This is a genomic window from Streptomyces fragilis (assembly GCF_003112515.1).
Classification (GTDB): Bacteria; Actinomycetota; Actinomycetes; order Streptomycetales; family Streptomycetaceae; genus Streptomyces; species Streptomyces fragilis.
The window spans coordinates 680,491-697,665 of the sequence record NZ_BEVZ01000002.1; the positions used below are offsets into that span (position 1 = coordinate 680,491).

Genomic DNA, 17,175 nt, shown 5'->3' on the forward strand with positions numbered 1-17,175 from the left:
GACCACGCCCACAGGCCGGACCGCCCGCCGCCACGACGAGGAGAACCACCCGACATGAGGCTCACCCAGCCCGCGCCGCCCGAGAGCGTCGACCTCGACGCCGTCGACCTGACCGACCCCCTGCTGTACGCCCACGGGGATCCGCACTCGATCTGGAACGCCATGCGCCACCGCGACCCCGTGCGCTGGCAACAGGTCGACGAGACCCGCGGGTTCTGGTCCGTCACCAAGTTCGAGGACGCCGACCTGGTCCTGCGCGACCACACCCTCTTCACCTCCCAGCGCGGCACCATGCTCTTCCTCCTCGGCAAGGAGGACCCGGCGCGCGGCCGCCAGATGGCCGCCACCGACCCGCCGCGCCACACCCGGATGCGCGAACCCATGCAGCGCGCCCTCACCAACAAGCAGGTGGAGAAGTACCGGGAGGCGGTCACCACCGAGGTGCACCGGCTGCTCACGCCCGCCCTCGGCGGTGAGCCCTTCGACTTCGCCGAGGCCATGATGTCCCTGCCGATGGCGACGGCCGGCACCATGATGGGCCTGCCGCGCGAGGACTGGACCCGGCTCACCCGGCTGACCACGATGTCGATCGCCCCCGACGACCCGGAGTTCGCGGAGGCGGGCGGGGCGAACGCCACCCTGCAGCTGGCCCACCGCGAGCTGTTCGCCTACTTCCACGACATCCTGCGCGAGAGGCGCGACAACCTCGGCGACGACCTCATCAGCCTGCTCATGGGCATGGAGATCGACGGGCGCAGGCTCGAGACCGGCGCGATCCTGTCCAACTGCTACAGCCTGATCCTGGGCGCCAACGTCACCACCCCCTTCGTGCCGACCGGAGCCATGGCCGAGGTCGTGGGAACCCCCGTCCTCGACGCCTGGCGCAGCGACCCCAAGCTGCTCAACACCGGTGTCGACGAGGCCCTGCGCTGGTCCTCCCCGGCCAACCATTTCATGCGCTACGCGCTCCAGGACGTCGAACTGCGCGGCAGGAGGATCCGGGCCGGGGACGCCGTGGTCGTCTGGCTCGGCTCGGCCAACCGCGACGAGGAGGCCTTCGCCTCGCCGTTCACCTTCGACATCACGCGCAAGCCCAACCGGCACGTCGCCTTCGGCAGCGGAGCCCACTACTGCGTGGGTCACACCGTCGCGCGGATGAGCCTCAAGATCCTTTTCACCGAACTCTTCCAGAGCTTCGACGACTTCCAGCTCGCCGGCGAGATCGAGCACCTCCACTCCAACTTCGTCGCCGGCGTCAAGCACATGCCGATGGTCATGAAGATCCGTGACGCGGCGGTCGAGCGCTACGCGGAGCTGGCCCGATGAGCAACAACCGCTGGTTCCTGCGCGAGCCCTCCGCCGAGAGCGCCGTCCGCCTGTTCTGCCTGCCGTACTCCGGCTGCGGGGCGAGCATGTACCGCAAGTGGCCCCGCTTCCTCGGGGACGTGGAGATCGTCCCCGTCCAGCTGCCCGGCCGGGAGAACCGCTTCCGGGAGGAGTCCTACACCACCTACGAGGCCCTGGCCGACGACCTGGTGGAGGTGCTGCGCCCCTACCTGGACCGGCCCTTCGGGATCTTCGGCCACTGCGGCTCGGCGCTGCCGGGCTACGAGACGGCGGTCCGGCTCCTGGAACGCGGCTACCCCACCCCGGCGCGGCTGTTCGTCTCCTCGCAGATCGCCCCGCACGATGGTCCGCACGGCCGTTTCCTGCAGATGTCGGACGCCGAACTGGCCGAGGAGGTGCACACGCTGATCGTCGAACTCGGGGGGACACCGCGACCCGACCTGGTGGAGCTCAGCCTGGAGATCCTCCGCGCGGACGTGGAGACCAACAAGCGCTACCACCCGCAGAAGCCCGTCCGGCTGCCGTGCCCGATCACCGCGCTCGGCTGGGACGAGGACGTCGAGGTGGACCACCGCCTGATGGGCTCCTGGGCCGACTGCGGCGAGACCACCTTCCGGGTGCTGCACGGGCCGCACTACCGCTTCATGGAGGCGCCGGACGACCTGATGGACGCCTTCACCGCGGACCTGACCAGCTGACCGTCCCGGACACCGGGACCATCGCAACGAGGGAGAACAATGAAGCGTCTTGAGGGCCGTACCGCCGTGGTCACCGGGGCGGGCAGCGGCATCGGCCTGGCGGCCGTGCGCCGTCTGGCCGCGGAGGGCGCGCACGTGGTGTGCGGGGACGTCGACGCGAGTTCCGGCAAGGCCGCCGCGGACGAGGTGGGGGGCCTGTTCGTGCAGGTGGACGTCACCGATCCGGAGCAGGTGGAGGCGCTGTTCCGCACGGCGTTCGAGACGTACGGGTCGGTGGACGTGGCGTTCAACAACGCGGGCATCTCGCCGCCGGACGACGACTCCATCCTGGACACCGGCCTGGAGGCGTGGAAGCGGGTCCAGGAGGTCAACCTGACCTCGGTGTTCCTGTGCTGCAAGGCCGCCATCCCCTACATGCGGCGCCAGGGGAAGGGGTCGATCATCAACACGGCGTCCTTCGTCGCCCGGATGGGCGCGGCCACCTCGCAGATCTCCTACACCGCCTCCAAGGGCGGCGTGCTGGCGATGTCCCGGGAACTGGGCGTGCAGTTCGCCCGCGAGGGCATCCGCGTCAACGCCCTGTGCCCGGGGCCGGTCAACACCCCGCTCCTGCGGGAGCTGTTCGCCAAGGACCCCGAGCGGGCCGCGCGCCGGCTCGTGCACATCCCCGTCGGCCGGTTCGCGGAGCCCGAGGAGATCGCCGCCGCCGTGGCCTTCCTCGCCAGCGACGACTCCTCCTTCGTCAACGCCACCGACTTCCTCGTCGACGGCGGCCTCACCGGCGCGTACGTCACCCCCCTGTAGCCCGCCGCCCGCCCCCCCGTTCCTCCCCGGAGAACCGCACATGTCCCGTACCGACACCCCGCCCACCTTCGACGAGCGCGCCACCCTGGTGACGTTCCTCGACTACACCCGCGCCACCGTCCACGCCAAGTGCGAAGGCCTCGCGGACGAGGACGCCCGCAAGGCCCCGCTGCCCGGTTCCCCGCTGATGTCGGTGGCCGGCGTGGTCAGTCACGTGCGCTGGGTCGAGTACTACTGGCTCGACGTCATGTTCCTGGGAGGGGAGGACATCCTCCCGGGAACCGAGGAGGACCCCGACAAGGACTTCCGGGTCGACGAGGACATGCCGCTCACCCGGCTCCTCGCCCTCTACGAGGACCAGTGCGCCCGGCACCGGGAGCTGGTCGCCGGCCTCGACCTGGAGGCCACCGCCGCGCGGCCCATCAGCGACGGACGGCACGTCACCCTCCGCTGGGTCCTGCTGCACCTGATCGAGGAGATCGCCCGGCACAACGGGCACATCGACATCCTGCGTGAACTGGCGGACGGGGTCACCGGCGCCTGACAGGGACCGAACCGTTGCCGACCACCCCGGAACCCCCGCGAGGCCTCACCCAGGAGACGCCCATGACGACGGTCCAGCACCTGAGAGCGCCGGGCGCGGGCCCCGGGGCGCTGCCGGACGCGCCCCTCACCGGGGACCGGGCCCGGCGCATCCGGCGCCGTCTGGAACGGCTGATCGGCACCCCGGCGACCGAGTACAACAGCCTGCTCCCGCTGCGCAACGGCGACGAGATCTTCTCCGCGATGCTGTCGGGCATCCGGGCGGCCCGCAGCACCGTCGACCTGATGACCTTCGTGTACTGGAAGGGGGCCATAGCGCGCGAGTTCGCGGAGGCCCTCGCCGACCGGGCGCGCGCCGGGGTCCGGGTCCGGCTGCTGCTCGACGGCTTCGGCAGCCGGCTCATCGAGCGCCGGCTGCTCGCCGTGATGTCCGAGGCGGGCGTCGAGGTGGCCTGGTTCCGCAGGCCGCTGTGGCTGTCCCCGTTCAAGCAGAACCACCGCTGCCACCGCAAGGTGCTCGTCATCGACGAGACGACGGCCTTCACCGGCGGCGTGGGCATCGCCGAGGAGTGGGCCGGCGACGCCCGTCACGAGACCGAATGGCGCGAGACGCACTTCCGGGTGCGCGGACCGGCGGTGGACGGCATCGCCGCGGCCTTCACCCAGAACTGGGCCGAGTGCCACGGCGGCCTGTTCGACGACCGGGACGGCTTCACCGAGCACCGGCCGGAGGGCGACGCGGTCGTCCAGGTGGTGCGCGGTTCGGCGAGCGTCGGCTGGCAGGACATGAAGACGCTGCTGCGCGTGGTGCTCGAGTCGGCCGAGAGCCGCATCCGCCTGGCCACCGCGTACTTCGCTCCCGACGCGGACTTCGCCGCCCTGCTCGGGGCCGCCGCGCGACGCGGCGTCGAGGTGGAACTGCTCGTCCCCGGCCGGCACACGGACAAGCCGGTGTGCCGGCTGGCGGGCCGCCGCCTGTACGCGGGTCTCCTCGACGCGGGCGTGCGGATCTGGGAGTACCGGCCGACGATGATGCACGCCAAGGTGCTCACCGTGGACGGCGTGCTGTCCCTCGTCGGATCGGGCAACTTCAACCGCCGCTCCCTCGACCACGACGAGGAGATCATGCTCGCGGTGCTGGACGAGGAACTCGCCGCCACCCTCGACGGCCACTTCGAGCAGGACCTGACGGTCAGCGAGGCCGTCGACCCGCGCACCTGGGCGGCGCGCCCGGCGCTGTGGCGGCTGCAGGAGGCCGCCGTCGTCCCCATCCGCCGGTTCCTGTGAAACCCGCCCGTTGTGAAACCCGCCCGCGGCTCAGCCGGGGAGCCTCGGCCGAGCCGCGGGCGCGCCGCAGCCGCGGCTCAGCCGAGCCGGTCGAGTGCGTTGCCGAGGATCCGCCCGGCGATGCCGTCGCGCAGTGAGGCGGCGGGGGAGCTGGCCGGCTTGCGCTCGGCCTGGTCGCGGAAACAGGCGAGGAACTCCTCCGCGATGCCCAGGCGGGGGTGGTGACGCAGCACCTCCGCCTTGAAGGACGCGGAGAAGTCGTCCGTGTACCGCCCGGAGATGTCCAGGCTGGTGGAGCGCTCGAGCAGGTGACCCTCGGGGTCCGCCACCACGTCGACCACGGGGAGCATGTGGCTCAGGACCACCTCCACCAGCCGCCGCCGGCGTTCCACGGGCCAGCCCGCTCCCGCCGCGAACACCCACGCCACGTGTCCGGAGGCGTCGTCGAAACCCAGCGTGTGGTTGTCGAACTCCGGCACCAGCGCTATGTCGTGGAACATCGCCCCCACGTACAGCAGCTCCGGGTCGAACTCTATGCCCTGCTCGGTGCCGTAGGCGGCCGCCCAGACGTAGGACCGCAGGCAATGGTTCAGGAGCGCCGGCGAGCAGTAGGCGGCGGCCACCTCCAGGGCGGCGGCGCACGCGGGACCGTCGGGCGTCTTGAGCGCGTCGGGAGTCATGCCGACGAGTATGTCCGACGCGCTCCGCGCCCCGTGCCCCGCGCCCCGCGGCCGGGTCAGGTCCGGGAGGCGCGGGCGAGCTCCGCGATCGTGGACGGTCCCACGCGGCAGCAGCCGCCGACCAGCCGTGCACCGGCCGCACGCCACCCGGTGACCGCCGCCGGGTCGAACGCGGAGCCTCCCCGCCAGCCGCGCCCCGCCGCGTCCCAGGTCTCGCCGCTGTTCGGGTACGCCACCACCGGCTTGCCCGTCACCCGCGCCGCGGTCCGCACCGCCTGGGCCACGTCGGCGGGCGCGCAGCAGTTGACGCCCACCGCCACCACCTCCGCCGCGTCCGCGGCGAGCGCGAAGGCCTCCTCCAGCGGCTGTCCGGCCCGGGTGCGGCCGCCGTCGACGGTGTACGACAGCCAGGCCGGCACGCCCAGCCCCCGCACCGCCCGCAGCAGCGCCCGCGCCTCGTCGGTGTCCGGCACCGTCTCCAGGGCCAGGACGTCCGGTCCGGCCGCGGCCAGCACCTCCAGCCGCGGCCGGTGGAAGCGCTCCAGCTCGCCGACGGTGAGCCCGTACCGCCCCCGGTACTCGGACCCGTCGGCGAGCATCGCCCCGTAGGGCCCGGCGGAGGCGGCGACGTACAGTGCGCGCCGCACGCCGCCCGCCCGGGCGCGCCGCGCCGCCTCCCGGGCCAGCGCGACGCTCAGGGCCATCAGTTCGGCCGCCCGCCCCGCGCCGGTGCCGCGCCGCGCGAAGCCCTCGAAGGTGGCCTGGTAGCTCGCGGTGATCGCGACGTCCGCCCCGGCCGTGAAGTAGGCCAGGTGCGCCTCGGTGACCGCCTCGGGCCGCTCGGCGAGCAGGCGGGCGGACCACAGGGCGTCGCTCAGGTCGTGTCCCGCCGCCTCCAGCTGGTTGGACAGCCCGCCGTCCAGCACCGGACCGGGGGGCGAGGTCAGCGCGTCGGCGAAGGGGACGTCCGGGATGCCGGTCATACCGCCGAGCCTACGACCCGAGATCCGTCATCCCGTCCTTGACGGCCTCGTTGTTGCGCACCGCCTCGGTGTCCTCCTTGACCGTCGTCTCGTCGTGGCTCTTGCCGTTCTTCGGCACGCCGTCGCGGGCGGCGCCGCTCCTGGCCGCGTGCCGGGCGTGGGCGCGCAGCAGGCGGCCGCCGACGTCCTCCGGCGGCAGGAACCGGGACCAGCGCTCGGGGAACTCCGACGGGGTGTGCGCCTCGTCGTCGGGCGCGAGCGACCCCGCGGTGCGTGCCACGTAGTCGACGATCTGCGCCTTCCGCAGCCGCTCGTTCGCCTCACGGGCGGCTGCGGTCGCCGCGGCCGGCCAGACGCGGTCGATGGCCGCGTTGACCGCCGCGCCCACCAGGACCGCGAAGGCCGACACGCCGATCCACAGCAGGATCGCCACCGGCGCGGCGAGCGAGCCGTAGATCGTCGGCCCCTCGATGGTCGAGGTCAGGTACAGCCGCAGCAGCACGCTGCCCAGCACCCACATGGCCAGCGCCACCAGCGCGCCCGGGATGTCCTCCATCCACGGCGAACGCACCGGCACCGACACGTGGTACAGCGTCGTCAGGAAGACCACGGACAGGACCATCACGACCGGCCAGTACAGCAGCTGCACCAGGGACTCCGACCACGGCAGCACCCGCATCACCACGTCGGGTCCGGCCACCATCAGCGGCAGCGCCACCGACCCGATCAGCAGCGCCACGATGAACAGCAGGAACGCCATCAGCCGGGTCCGGACGATGCCGCGCACCCCGTCCAGGCCGTACATCACGGTGATGGTGTCGACGAAGACGTTGACCGCCCGGGAGCCGGACCACAGGGCGAGCAGGAAACCGAGCGAGATGACGTCGGGCCGGCCGCCGGAGGTCACGTCGTCGAGGATCGGCTTGGCGATCCCGGTGACGCCGCGGTCGGTGAGGACCCTGCGGGATGCCTCCAGGATGTTGTGCTCCACCCCCTCGATCGTCTGCGCACCGGTCCAGGCGTCCACGTACCCGAGCAGACCCACCAGGCTGAGCAGCAGCGGCGGCACCGAGAGCAGGGTGAAGAAGGCCGCCTCGGCGGCCAGGCCGAGGATGCGGTACTCCATGCACGAGTTGACGGTGTCCTTCAGCAGGAGCCAGGCCGTCCGGCGCTTGGAGACGTTGCGGTAGAGGACGCGGGCCCGGTGGAGGCGGCCGCCGGAGGGCTCGTCGGTGTTTTCGCTTGCTGCCTGCACGGGGTAAAGGTAACGGCAGCGCGGCGCGTCCCTGACATTCCCGGGTGGCCGAGATCACCGCGCGGCGGACGACCGGACGGGACGGCCCCTGTGATCGCCGGGCCCGGCAGGGTAGGTTCCGGCCCATGCCGGCAACGCACACCGTGACCAATCAGCCGCCGCCCCTGGCCGGGTACGACGTCTACAGCGCGGACCGCGCGCTCACCGAGGCCGTGGAGAGGCACCTCGCCCCCGAGCTGCTCGACGAGGCCCGTACGGAGCTCTCCGGCCTCGGCCGCAGCGCCGGGTCGTCCCAGGTGCAGGACTGGGGACGGCTGGCCAACGAGAACCCGCCCACGCTGCGCACCCACGACCGCTACGGGCACCGCGTCGACGAGGTCGAGTTCCACCCGTCCTGGTACCAGCTGATGCGCAAGGCGGTCTCCGCGCGGCTCACCGCCGCCTGGTCCCGTCCCGGCGGACACGTGCGGCGGGCGGCCGGGTTCCTGGTGTGGTCGCAGGTCGAGGCCGGGCACGGCTGCCCGATCTCGATGACCCACGCCGCGGTCCCCGCCCTGCGCGCCGACCCCGCGCTGGCCGCCGAGTGGGAGCCCCGCCTCACCTCCACCCTCTACGACCCGGCGCTCGCCCCCGCCGCGGAGAAGCCCGGCGCCATCTTCGGCATGGGCATGACGGAGAAGCAGGGCGGCAGCGACGTCCGCGCCAACACCACCCTCGCCCGGCCGCTGGCCGAGGACGGCGCCTACGAGCTGACCGGCCACAAGTGGTTCTGCTCCGCGCCGATGTCCGACGGCTTCCTGGTGCTGGCGCAGACCGGCGAGGGCCCCACCTGCTTCCTGCTGCCGCGCGTCCTCGCGGACGGCACCCGCAACGTCTTCCGCATCCAGCGGCTCAAGGACAAGCTGGGCAACCGCTCCAACGCCTCCGCCGAGGTCGAGTTCGACGGCACCTGGGCGCGCCGCGTCGGCGAGGAGGGCCGGGGGGTGCGCACCATCATCGAGATGGTCGCGGCCACCCGGCTGGACTGCGTGCTCGGCTCCGCGGCCCTGATGCGGCAGGCCGTCGCCCAGGCCGTGCACCACGCCGGCCACCGCGAGGCGTTCGGCGGCCTGCTCGTCGACAAGCCGCTGATGCGCAACGTGCTGGCCGACCTGGCCCTGGAGTCCGAGGCCGCCACCACCCTGGGGCTGCGGCTCGCCGCCGCCTACGACGCCGTCCAGGACCGGGGCGACGAGGGTGAGCGCGCCCTGCTGCGGCTGGCGGTGCCGGCGGCCAAGTACTGGGTGACCAAGCGGTGCACCCCGCTGGTGGCCGAGGCCGCCGAGTGCCTGGGCGGCAACGGCTACGTCGAGGAGTCCGGCATGCCGCGGCTGCTGCGCGAGTCCCCGCTCAACTCGGTGTGGGAGGGCGCCGGCAACGTGCAGGCGCTGGACGTGCTGCGTGCGCTGCGCCGGGAGCCGGGGGCGCTGGACGCCTTCCTGCGCGAGGTGGGACAGGCGCGCGGCGCCGACCACCGGCTGGACGCGGCGATCAAGCAGCTGCTCACCGAACTCGCCGACATGGAGGGCGCCGAGGCGCGGGCCCGGCGGGTCGTCGAGCGGATCGCCCTGGTCCTGCAGGGCTCGCTGCTGGTGCGGTTCGCGCCGCCGGAGGTCGCCGACCTGTTCTGCGCCTCCCGGCTCGGCGGGGACTGGGGCAACGCGTTCGGCACCCTGCCGCACTCGCCGCACCTCGCCGAGGTCGTGGAGCGGGCCCGCCCGGTGGCCTGAGCCTCCGTCGGCGGGCGGGCGGGTGGCGCCGCGTCGGCCCGTCGGCGGGCGGGTGACACCGTATCGGCCCGCCGCCCGTCGGGCGCAGGCCCGCGGTCCGGTGGCCGTCAGCCGGCGGCCCGCAGCACGATGTCGCCGTTGTCGGAGCGCACGTCCAGCCGGTGGGCGCCCTCGGGGTCGGTGGCCAGCTCGGTGGTGACGTCGCCGTTGTCCGCCTCGGCGTCGACCCGGTAGGCGGTGCCCCGCGGCACCTCCATCGTCACGTCGCCGTTCGAGGAGGAGGCGCCGGCGCGGCGCGGCGCGGCGTCGAAGACCAGCCGGACGTCGCCGTTGTCGGAGACGACCTTCACCTGCGAGGAGGTCAGGCCGGTGGCCCGCAGGTCACCGTTGTCGCCCTCCAGGGTGAGCGGACCGGTGGAACCGGCCACCTCCACGTCGCCGTTGTCCGTCTCGATGCGCAGGGCGGTGCCGAAGCCCTCGGCCTTGATGTCGCCGTTGTCGCCGCTGACGGTCAGCCGCGTGTCCCGGGGGACCAGCACCTCGTAGCGGGCCGAGCAGTTCCCGGCCAGCAGGCCGCAGTCGGTCCTCAGCTCCAGCCGGTCGCCGTCCATCTCCCAGGAGGCCTCCGGGTCGCCGATCAGCGCCCGGCCGGCGAACCACCGGGTCACCTCGATCCTCTCGACGTCCGCCGGGCGCACCGCGAGGTCGCCGTTGTCGGTGTCGATGGTCAGGGGGCCCGTCGTCGCCGCGAAGGACCGCTTCTCCGGCTTCGCGTCGTCCAGGTCGGCACCGCAGCCGCTCAGGGCCGCCAGCGCGAGGACGGCGCCGGCGCTCACCAGGGTGACACGGGCGGTGCGGTTGACTGCGGCCACGGGGGCCTCCGTTCGGGTCGGGCGGGGCGTTCACGTCGACGTGTCGCGACGCGTTACTCACGCTTCCGACGCTACGGAGCGGGGCGCGCCGTCACGATCCGGTGCGCCCCCTTCGTCGTACGGGGGCTGTCCCTACCTCCGCCCCTCGCAGACCCACTCCAGGCCGCCGCGCAGGTGGGCGAGGAAGGCGGGGTCCGCGTACGCCGCGGAGTCGTGGCCCAGGGCCGTGAAGAAGACGCGCCCGCGGCCCTGGCGGTGGTGCCAGGCCAGCGGGTGACGGTCCTCGCCGCCCCGGAGCAGGACGGCGACCTCGGCCGGGTCCGGGACCGGGTCGAAGTCGTACCACTCGTCGCTCCACGTCCACTCGGCCGGCAGGTGGGCCGTCGCCGGGTGCGCGTGGTCCTCGACCAGGACCACGCCGGTGCCGAACGGGGGATGACCGGCGAACCGCGACCGCTGCAACTCGCCCGTGTACCAGGGCCAGTTCTCCTCGGTGCAGGCCGCCGAGTGCAGGCCGGCGAAGCCGGTCCCGGACTCCACCGCGGCGGCCAGCGCGGCGCGGCCGGCGTCGGTGAGGATGTCGCCGGAGGTGCAGAGGAACACCACCGCCGCGTACGGCGTCAGGTCGCCCTCCAGGGCGGCCGGATCCTCGGTGGCGTCCACGGTGAAGCCGTCGAGGCCGCCGACCGCGGCCAGCGCGGCGGGGATCGAGTCGTGGCGGTAGTCGGTGGTGCGGGTGTGGACCAGCAGGCGGCGCGTCATGGCGACACGGTAGGCCGTACCGCGCGCCCACCGGCGGGCGGGAGGGGGATCGGCCGCGCCCGCCGGCGGGCGGGGCGGCTCAGCCGCCCAGGAAGTCGTCGACGAACGCGTTGCGGAAGGCGCGGCGCGGGTCCAGCCGGGCGGCCAGGGCCGCGAAGTCGGCGTGCCGCGCGTAGCGCTCCCGCAGCACCGCTCCGGGCACGGTGAACACCTTGCCCCAGTGCGGGCGGGCGTCGAAGGGCGCCAGCGCCTCCTCGACGCGGCCTATCACGGGCAGCACGGCCGCGGTGTCGTCCACCCAGGTGAAGTGCAGGGCGACGCTGTCCCGGTCGTAGGACGGGCTCAGCCACTGCCCGTCACCGGACACCGTGCGGACCTCGCAGATCTGCAGGACGGGAGCCACCTCCTCGCGTATCGCGGCGAGGGCCCGCAGCGCCTCCACGGCGGAGCCGCGCGGCAGCAGGTACTCGGACTGGAGCTCGTCGCCGCTGCTCGGCGTGAACTCGGCCCGGAAGTGCGGCAGCCGCTCGTGCCAGGGGCCGGGAGTGCCCTGGTGCTCGGTGCAGTTGGCCGGCGGCATGCCCGGCACCGGGTGCACCGGCGTGTCGGCCGCGGGCGCCCACCCGAAGTCGAGGGGGCCCCGGTCCGTCCGGTGCTTGACCCAGACCTGCTCGAAGACCGGACGGCGCCAGGTCGTGAACAGGCTGACGCTGTAGGCGGCCCCGGCGACGGCGGTGAAGTCCAGCCCCGCCAGCGGGAGCTCCGTGAAGACCCGCTGCTCGACCTCGAAGGCCGGCTCCAGGTCCAGGGTGAGGGCGGTGACCACGCCCAGGGCGCCCAGCGAGGTGACCACGCCGCCGAAGCGGGCGTCGTCGCGGCCGACCGTGGCCAGCGAGCCGTCGGAGGTGACCAGCTCCACCTCGCGCACCGCCGAGGCCAGCGGGCCGTTGTCCACGCCGGAGCCGTGGGTGCCGGTGGCGACGGACCCGGCCACCGAGATGTGCGGCAGCGAGGCCATGTTGGCCAGCGCCAGACCCCGCGCGTGCACCTCGCGGGCCAGCCGGGCGTAGCGGACCTGGCCGCCGACCCGGACGGTGCGCGCGGCGGTGTCCACCTCGACGTCGGCCGGCAGCGCGTCCAGCGAGAGCAGCAGGCCGTCCGCGCCTGGGTCGGCGATGGTGTTGAAGGAGTGGCCGCTGCCCAGCACCCGCACCCGGCGCGCGCCGGCCACGGTCTCCCGGAGCTCCCCGACCGACGCCGGGCGGGCCGTCGCGGCGGGGGAGAAGACGATGTTGCCGGCCCAGTTGGTGAGGGCGTCGGCGGTGGCGGTGCGGGGCATGCGAGGTTCCTTCGTGCGGGCGCGGGACCGCGTGGAGGGGCGCGGCGCGGGATCCGGCCCTCAGCCTCTCACCCGGGCACGGGAAACCCCTCACCTGGTCCGACGACTGTGAGGTCCCCCACATCGGGGCGGGGGCGGAGGCGTGTCACGGGGACCCGGTACCGCGCCCGCGCCACCGGCGGCATACGGTGAGAAGTCGCGCATGGGAAGGAGAACGGTATGAGCACGGGCACGGGCAGTCGTACCGCGCTGGTCGAGGATCTGATGGAGCGGTTCCCCGGGGTACCGCGGGAAGCCGTGTTCAAGGAGGACCTGCTGCGAGGCGGTGTCGCCTTCGACGCCTCGGCCCTCAGTGACAACGAGGACGGCGAGGTCAAGCCGAAGTCCTACTTCATCTTCTCCTTCGACCACGGCACCCTGCCCGAACTGGGCGAGGCCGCGCTGCGGCGCCCGCCGGAGGAGATCATCCTCACCGGCGGCCCCTACGACCTGCGGCGCACCGTCGTCTCGGTCCGGGTCAACCCGAACTCGCCGTACCGGGTCGCCGCCGACGAGCACGGCGTGCTGGGCCTCTACCTCGACGGCAAGCGGATCGCCGACGTCGGCGTACCGCCGATGCCCGAGTACTACCGGCACAAGCTCTCCAACGGGAAGTCCGTGATGGAGGTGGCCCCCACCATCCAGTGGGGCTACCTGATCTACCTGACGGTCTTCCGGGTGTGCCAGTACTTCGGCGTCAAGGAGGAGTGCCAGTACTGCGACATCAACCACAACTGGCGCCAGCACAAGGCGGCCGGCCGCCCCTACACGGGCGTCAAGGACGTGGAGGAGGTGCTGGAGGCCCTCGAGATCATCGACAGGTACGACACCCAGAAGGTCTCCACCGCCTACACGCTCACCGGCGGCGCCATCACCTCCAAGGTCGCCGGGCGCGACGAGGCCGACTTCTACGGCCACTACGCCAAGGCCATCGAGGAGCGCTTCCCGGACCGCTGGATCGGCAAGGTCGTCGCCCAGGCGCTGCCCAAGGACGACGTGCAGCGGTTCAAGGACTACGGCGTCAAGATCTACCACCCCAACTTCGAGGTGTGGGACGAGTACCTGTTCAAGCTGCACTGCCCCGGCAAGGAGCGGTACGTCGGCCGTGACGAGTGGCACCGGCGGATCCTGGACTCCGCGGAGGTCTTCGGCCCGCGCAACGTGATCCCGAACTTCGTGGCCGGTGTCGAGATGGCCGAGCCGTTCGGCTTCAAGACGGTCGACGAGGCCATCGCCTCCACCACCGAGGGCCTGCGGTTCTTCATGTCGAACGGCATCACGCCCCGGTTCACCACCTGGTGCCCGGAGCCGACCACGCCGCTCGGGAAGACCAACCCCGACGGGGCGCCGCTGGAGTACCACATCCGGCTGCTGCAGGCCTACCGGCAGACGATGGAGGACTTCGGTCTGTCCTCCCCGCCCGGGTACGGCCAGCCCGGCCCCGGCCGCGCGGTCTTCTCGGTGAGCTCCTTCATGGACAGCCTCCCCGCCGACGAGAGTTACGTCGACAACGAGATCGCCGCCGCGACGGTCGAGCAGGCCTGACCGCGAGGTCCCCGCTCCTCGGCGCCCCGTGCGGCCGGCCCTTCCCCGGGCCGGAGCGCGGGGCGTCCGTGTGTTCCGGTGACCGCGGGCCGTTACCACGGGCGAGAGCTGCTGGAAACAGGCGTGCGAAAAATGGGTGGTACTTTTTCGGTCATGTCGAGTTCTGCCCTCTCGACCACGGCCGACCCCCAGGCCGCGGTCGACTCCCCGGCCCCGGCCCCCGCCGCCCCGGCCACTCCGCACACCCTCGTGGAGAACCTGGCGGCGTACGTGATCGGCGCCTTCCTGATGTCCTGGGGGCTCACGCTCCTGCACGCGGTGGGCGGCGTCACCGGCGGCCTCGCCGGCACGTCCTTCCTCATCAGCTACGCGGGCGGACTGCCGCTCGGCGTGGTGTTCTTCGTCGTCAACCTGCCCTTCTACTACTTCGCCGTGCGCCGCATGGGCCGGTCGTTCACCCTGCGCACCCTGGCGGTGGTCGCGCTCACCTCGGCGCTGACCCCCCTCCAGCAGGAGCTGGTCACCCTCTCCGGGATGAGCCCCTGGTACGCCGCGGTGTTCGGCGGCCTGTGCGTCGGCCTCGGCATGATCGTGGTGTTCCGCCACAACGCCAGCGGCGGCGGCTTCGGCATCCTCGCCCTGCACCTGCAGGACCGCTACGGCTGGCGGGCCGGGTACGTGCAGCTCGCCCTGGACGCCGTGGTGATCCTCTGCGCCCTGCCGCTGGTTGAACCGGAGGTGGTCCTCGCCTCGCTGGCGGGCGTCGCCGTGCTGAACCTGGTCATCGCGATGAACCACCGGCCCGGCCGCTACAACGGCAGCTGACCCGCGCCGCCCTCCGTCCCTTCTTCCCGAGCGCCCTGGCGGCGCCCCGTACAGGAGCGGTCCCGTATGTCCTTCACGCCGTCGCCGGCCCCGGCCGGTGCGCGCCGCCGCCCCTGGCCCGTCCTGCCCGCCTGGGTGCGCGACCCCAGGGTCTGGCGCACCGAGGTGCTGGCCGGCCTGGTGGTCGGGCTCGCCCTGATACCCGAGGCGATCTCCTTCTCGGTGATCGCGGGCGTCGACCCGGCGGTCGGCCTGTTCGCCTCGTTCCTGATGGCGGTGACCATCTCGGTGGTGGGCGGCCGCCGGGCGATGATCTCGGCGGCCACCGGCGCGGTGGCCCTGGTGATCGCCCCGCTCAACCGGGAGCACGGGTTCGGGTACCTGATCGCCGGCGTGATCCTGGCGGGCGTCTTCCAGATCGCGCTGGGCCTGCTGGGCGTGGCCAAGCTGATGCGGTTCGTGCCGCGCTCGGTGATGGTGGGCTTCGTCAACTCGCTGGCCATCCTGGTCTTCATGGCCCAGGTCCCCGAGCTGCGGGACGTGCCGTGGGCGGTGTACGTCCTGCTGGCGGCGGGCCTGGCCATGCTGGTGTTCTTCCCCCGCATCAGCAGGGCGGTGCCCGCCCCGCTGGTCACAGTGGTGATCCTCACCGTGATCACCGTGGCGGCGGGGATCGCGGTGCCGACCGTCGGCGACCGCGGTGAGCTGCCGTCGGCGCTGCCCGTGCCGGGACTGCCCGACGTGCCGCTCACCCTCGACACCCTCACCACCGTGGCGCCCTACTCCTTCGCGATGGCGCTGGTGGGCCTGATGGAGTCGCTGATGACGGCCAAGCTGGTCGACGACATCACCGACACCCGCTCCAGCAAGACCCGCGAGTCCGTCGGCCAGGGCATCGCCAACATCGTCACCGGACTCTTCGGCGGCATGGGCGGCTGCGCGGTCATCGGCCAGACGATGATCAACGTCAAGGTCTCCGGCGCCCGCACCCGGCTGTCGACCTTCCTGGCCGGCCTCTTCGTGCTGATCCTGTGCGTGGTGGCCGGTCCGGTGGTCTCCGAGATCCCGATGGCGGCGCTGGTCGCGGTGATGGTGATGGTCTCGGTCACCGCCTTCGACTGGCACTCCGTCGCGCCCCGGACGCTGCGGCGGATGCCGCTGGGGGAGACCACGGTGATGGTGATCACCGTCGTGTGCGTGGTCGTCACCCACAACCTGGCCGTCGGCGTGGTGGTCGGCTCGATCACCGCGATGGTGGTCTTCGCGCGGCGGGTCGCGCACCTGGTGGACGTCACCGCCGCCGTCCGGCCCGAGGACGGCCGGGTGGTCTACCGGGTCGCCGGCGAGCTGTTCTTCGCCTCGTCCAACGAGCTGGTGACGCGGTTCGACTACCAGGGCGACCCGCAGGACGTGGTCATCGACCTGTCCGCCGCGCACATCTGGGACGCCTCCTCGGTGGCCGCGCTGGACGCCGTCGAAAACAAGTACGCCCAGCGGGGCAAGCGGGTCACCGTGGTCGGCCTGAACGAGCCGAGCGCCCGCATCCACGAACGTCTCGCGGGCCGGCTCTCCGGCTGACCCGCGCCGTGACCCGCGCCCGGGGGTCCGCCCTCCCGCCCACCGGCGGGGAGGCGGGCTCCTCGGCACGCCGGTGCGGTCAGACCTCGCCGCCGCAGATCACGTCGTACGGCCGGCCGAGCGCGAACAGCAGCTCCATCGGCTCCGTCGTCCCGGACGGGCACTCGGTCTTCTTCCTGACCAGGCCGAGGACCTTCAGGCCGGACGGCCCCGCGGACGCGCAGGCGATCTCCTGCGCCCGGTCGTCGACGCAGTCGCCCTCCACCAGCTGACCGCCGCCCGCGCCCGCGTCGCCCGGGTGGTCGCCGGACAGGTTGCGGCCGCAGACCGTCTCGCCGGGGACGCCGCCGGCGGCGTCCGAGCCGCCGTAGGTGATCGACACCTCGATGATCAGGTCGGTGCCCGCCGGACACCGGACCGACTCCGGCATGATGCTGCCGTCCATGACCTCCAGCGCCTCGAAGGTCGCCCCGGACTCGTCGCAGTCGAGCATCCGGTAGCGGTCGGAGCCCTTCTCCGGGTCCGGGCCGCCGCAGTCGCCCTTGCTCCAGCTGCGCGCCTTCCCGTCACCGCCGGAGGAGGACGCGGACGACGCCGCCGCCGACGACGACAGCGCCGACGACGACCCGGACGACGAGGTGTCGTCGTCGCCGAGGGCCTGCGAGACGCCGACACCGAGCGCGATCACCACGCCCAGCGACAGCAGACTCCCCAGGCAGCCCTTCGCCCGGCTCCCCGCGGACGGCTGCCCCGGCGGAACCGGTGGTGGCGACGGCGGGGTGTCGTTCTGCCACGTCACGTTGGTGTGCCTCCCCTGCACTCGACGGACACGGGGGAGGACGGCGGGCC

16 protein-coding genes are annotated in these 17,175 nt (G+C 72.9%); 9 read left to right on the plus strand and 7 right to left on the minus strand.

What is annotated here, in order from left to right; all coding sequences use genetic code 11:
• Positions 1–54: 54 nt before the first annotated feature.
• The 5 genes from Sfr03f_RS04980 (at position 55) to Sfr03f_RS05000 (ending at position 4,679) form a co-directional block, all read left to right on the plus strand.
• Positions 55–1,326 carry a cytochrome P450 gene (locus tag Sfr03f_RS04980; RefSeq protein ID WP_108952461.1) on the plus strand — a complete coding sequence of 424 codons (1,272 nt, stop codon included), beginning with the start codon at positions 55–57 and terminating at the stop codon, positions 1,324–1,326.
• A complete protein-coding gene (locus tag Sfr03f_RS04985) occupies positions 1,323–2,045 on the plus strand; it encodes a thioesterase II family protein (RefSeq protein ID WP_108952462.1) in 723 nt (240 codons plus the stop codon). The genes Sfr03f_RS04980 and Sfr03f_RS04985 overlap by 4 nt, the downstream gene beginning before the upstream one ends.
• A 39-nt stretch (positions 2,046–2,084) precedes the next feature.
• Positions 2,085–2,849, plus strand: coding sequence for a 3-oxoacyl-ACP reductase (locus tag Sfr03f_RS04990; protein ID WP_108952463.1), 765 nt, complete (start codon positions 2,085–2,087; stop codon positions 2,847–2,849).
• Positions 2,850–2,889: 40 nt separating this feature from the next.
• Positions 2,890–3,393 (plus strand): DinB family protein, encoded by a 504-nt coding sequence (locus Sfr03f_RS04995; protein ID WP_108952464.1) that lies wholly within the window; start codon positions 2,890–2,892, stop codon positions 3,391–3,393.
• Positions 3,394–3,455: 62 nt separating this feature from the next.
• On the plus strand, positions 3,456–4,679 hold the full coding sequence (locus tag Sfr03f_RS05000; protein WP_108952465.1) for a phospholipase D-like domain-containing protein: 1,224 nt from the start codon (positions 3,456–3,458) through the stop codon (positions 4,677–4,679).
• A gap of 77 nt (positions 4,680–4,756) precedes the next feature.
• Here the strand turns inward: Sfr03f_RS05000 and Sfr03f_RS05005 are convergent, their stop codons facing one another.
• From Sfr03f_RS05005 to Sfr03f_RS05015, 3 genes are read right to left on the minus strand one after another with little or no spacing between them, the layout of a single operon-like run.
• Complete coding sequence (locus Sfr03f_RS05005) at positions 4,757–5,359, minus strand: HD domain-containing protein (RefSeq protein WP_108952466.1); 603 nt, start codon at positions 5,357–5,359, stop codon at positions 4,757–4,759.
• 56 nt (positions 5,360–5,415) lie between these two features.
• Positions 5,416–6,342 (minus strand): homocysteine S-methyltransferase, encoded by a 927-nt coding sequence (gene mmuM, locus Sfr03f_RS05010; RefSeq protein ID WP_108952467.1) that lies wholly within the window; start codon positions 6,340–6,342, stop codon positions 5,416–5,418.
• 10 nt (positions 6,343–6,352) lie between these two features.
• Complete coding sequence (locus Sfr03f_RS05015) at positions 6,353–7,597, minus strand: YihY/virulence factor BrkB family protein (RefSeq protein ID WP_174721532.1); 1,245 nt, start codon at positions 7,595–7,597, stop codon at positions 6,353–6,355.
• Between the two features lie 125 nt (positions 7,598–7,722).
• Here Sfr03f_RS05015 and Sfr03f_RS05020 point away from each other — a divergent pair, with 125 nt between their 5' ends.
• On the plus strand, positions 7,723–9,366 hold the full coding sequence (locus tag Sfr03f_RS05020; protein WP_108952468.1) for an acyl-CoA dehydrogenase family protein: 1,644 nt from the start codon (positions 7,723–7,725) through the stop codon (positions 9,364–9,366).
• Positions 9,367–9,473: 107 nt separating this feature from the next.
• Here Sfr03f_RS05020 and Sfr03f_RS05025 read toward each other — a convergent pair whose 3' ends face one another.
• The 3 genes from Sfr03f_RS05025 to Sfr03f_RS05035 all read right to left on the minus strand — a co-directional run bounded on the left by Sfr03f_RS05025 (position 9,474) and on the right by Sfr03f_RS05035 (position 12,339).
• Entirely contained in the window at positions 9,474–10,238 is a 765-nt protein-coding gene (locus tag Sfr03f_RS05025; RefSeq protein WP_108952469.1) for a DUF4097 family beta strand repeat-containing protein, read from the minus strand.
• Between the two features lie 132 nt (positions 10,239–10,370).
• Positions 10,371–11,000 (minus strand): ThuA domain-containing protein, encoded by a 630-nt coding sequence (locus Sfr03f_RS05030; protein ID WP_108952470.1) that lies wholly within the window; start codon positions 10,998–11,000, stop codon positions 10,371–10,373.
• A gap of 79 nt (positions 11,001–11,079) precedes the next feature.
• Complete coding sequence (locus Sfr03f_RS05035) at positions 11,080–12,339, minus strand: FAD-binding protein (protein WP_108952471.1); 1,260 nt, start codon at positions 12,337–12,339, stop codon at positions 11,080–11,082.
• 219 nt (positions 12,340–12,558) lie between these two features.
• On the opposite strand from Sfr03f_RS05035, the gene Sfr03f_RS05040 reads away from it, so the two are divergent.
• From Sfr03f_RS05040 to Sfr03f_RS05050, 3 genes are all read left to right on the plus strand, one after another.
• Positions 12,559–13,923: a radical SAM protein gene (locus Sfr03f_RS05040; protein ID WP_108952472.1), complete on the plus strand. Its 1,365-nt coding sequence runs from the start codon at positions 12,559–12,561 to the stop codon at positions 13,921–13,923.
• Positions 13,924–14,076: 153 nt separating this feature from the next.
• Positions 14,077–14,748, plus strand: a complete 672-nt coding sequence (locus tag Sfr03f_RS05045) for a YitT family protein (RefSeq protein ID WP_108952473.1) — start codon at positions 14,077–14,079, stop codon at positions 14,746–14,748.
• 66 nt (positions 14,749–14,814) lie between these two features.
• On the plus strand, positions 14,815–16,326 hold the full coding sequence (locus Sfr03f_RS05050) for a SulP family inorganic anion transporter (RefSeq protein ID WP_108952474.1): 1,512 nt from the start codon (positions 14,815–14,817) through the stop codon (positions 16,324–16,326).
• Positions 16,327–16,405: 79 nt separating this feature from the next.
• Here Sfr03f_RS05050 and Sfr03f_RS05055 read toward each other — a convergent pair whose 3' ends face one another.
• Positions 16,406–17,125 carry a hypothetical protein gene (locus tag Sfr03f_RS05055; RefSeq protein ID WP_372514306.1) on the minus strand — a complete coding sequence of 240 codons (720 nt, stop codon included), beginning with the start codon at positions 17,123–17,125 and terminating at the stop codon, positions 16,406–16,408.
• Positions 17,126–17,175: the final 50 nt, after the last annotated feature.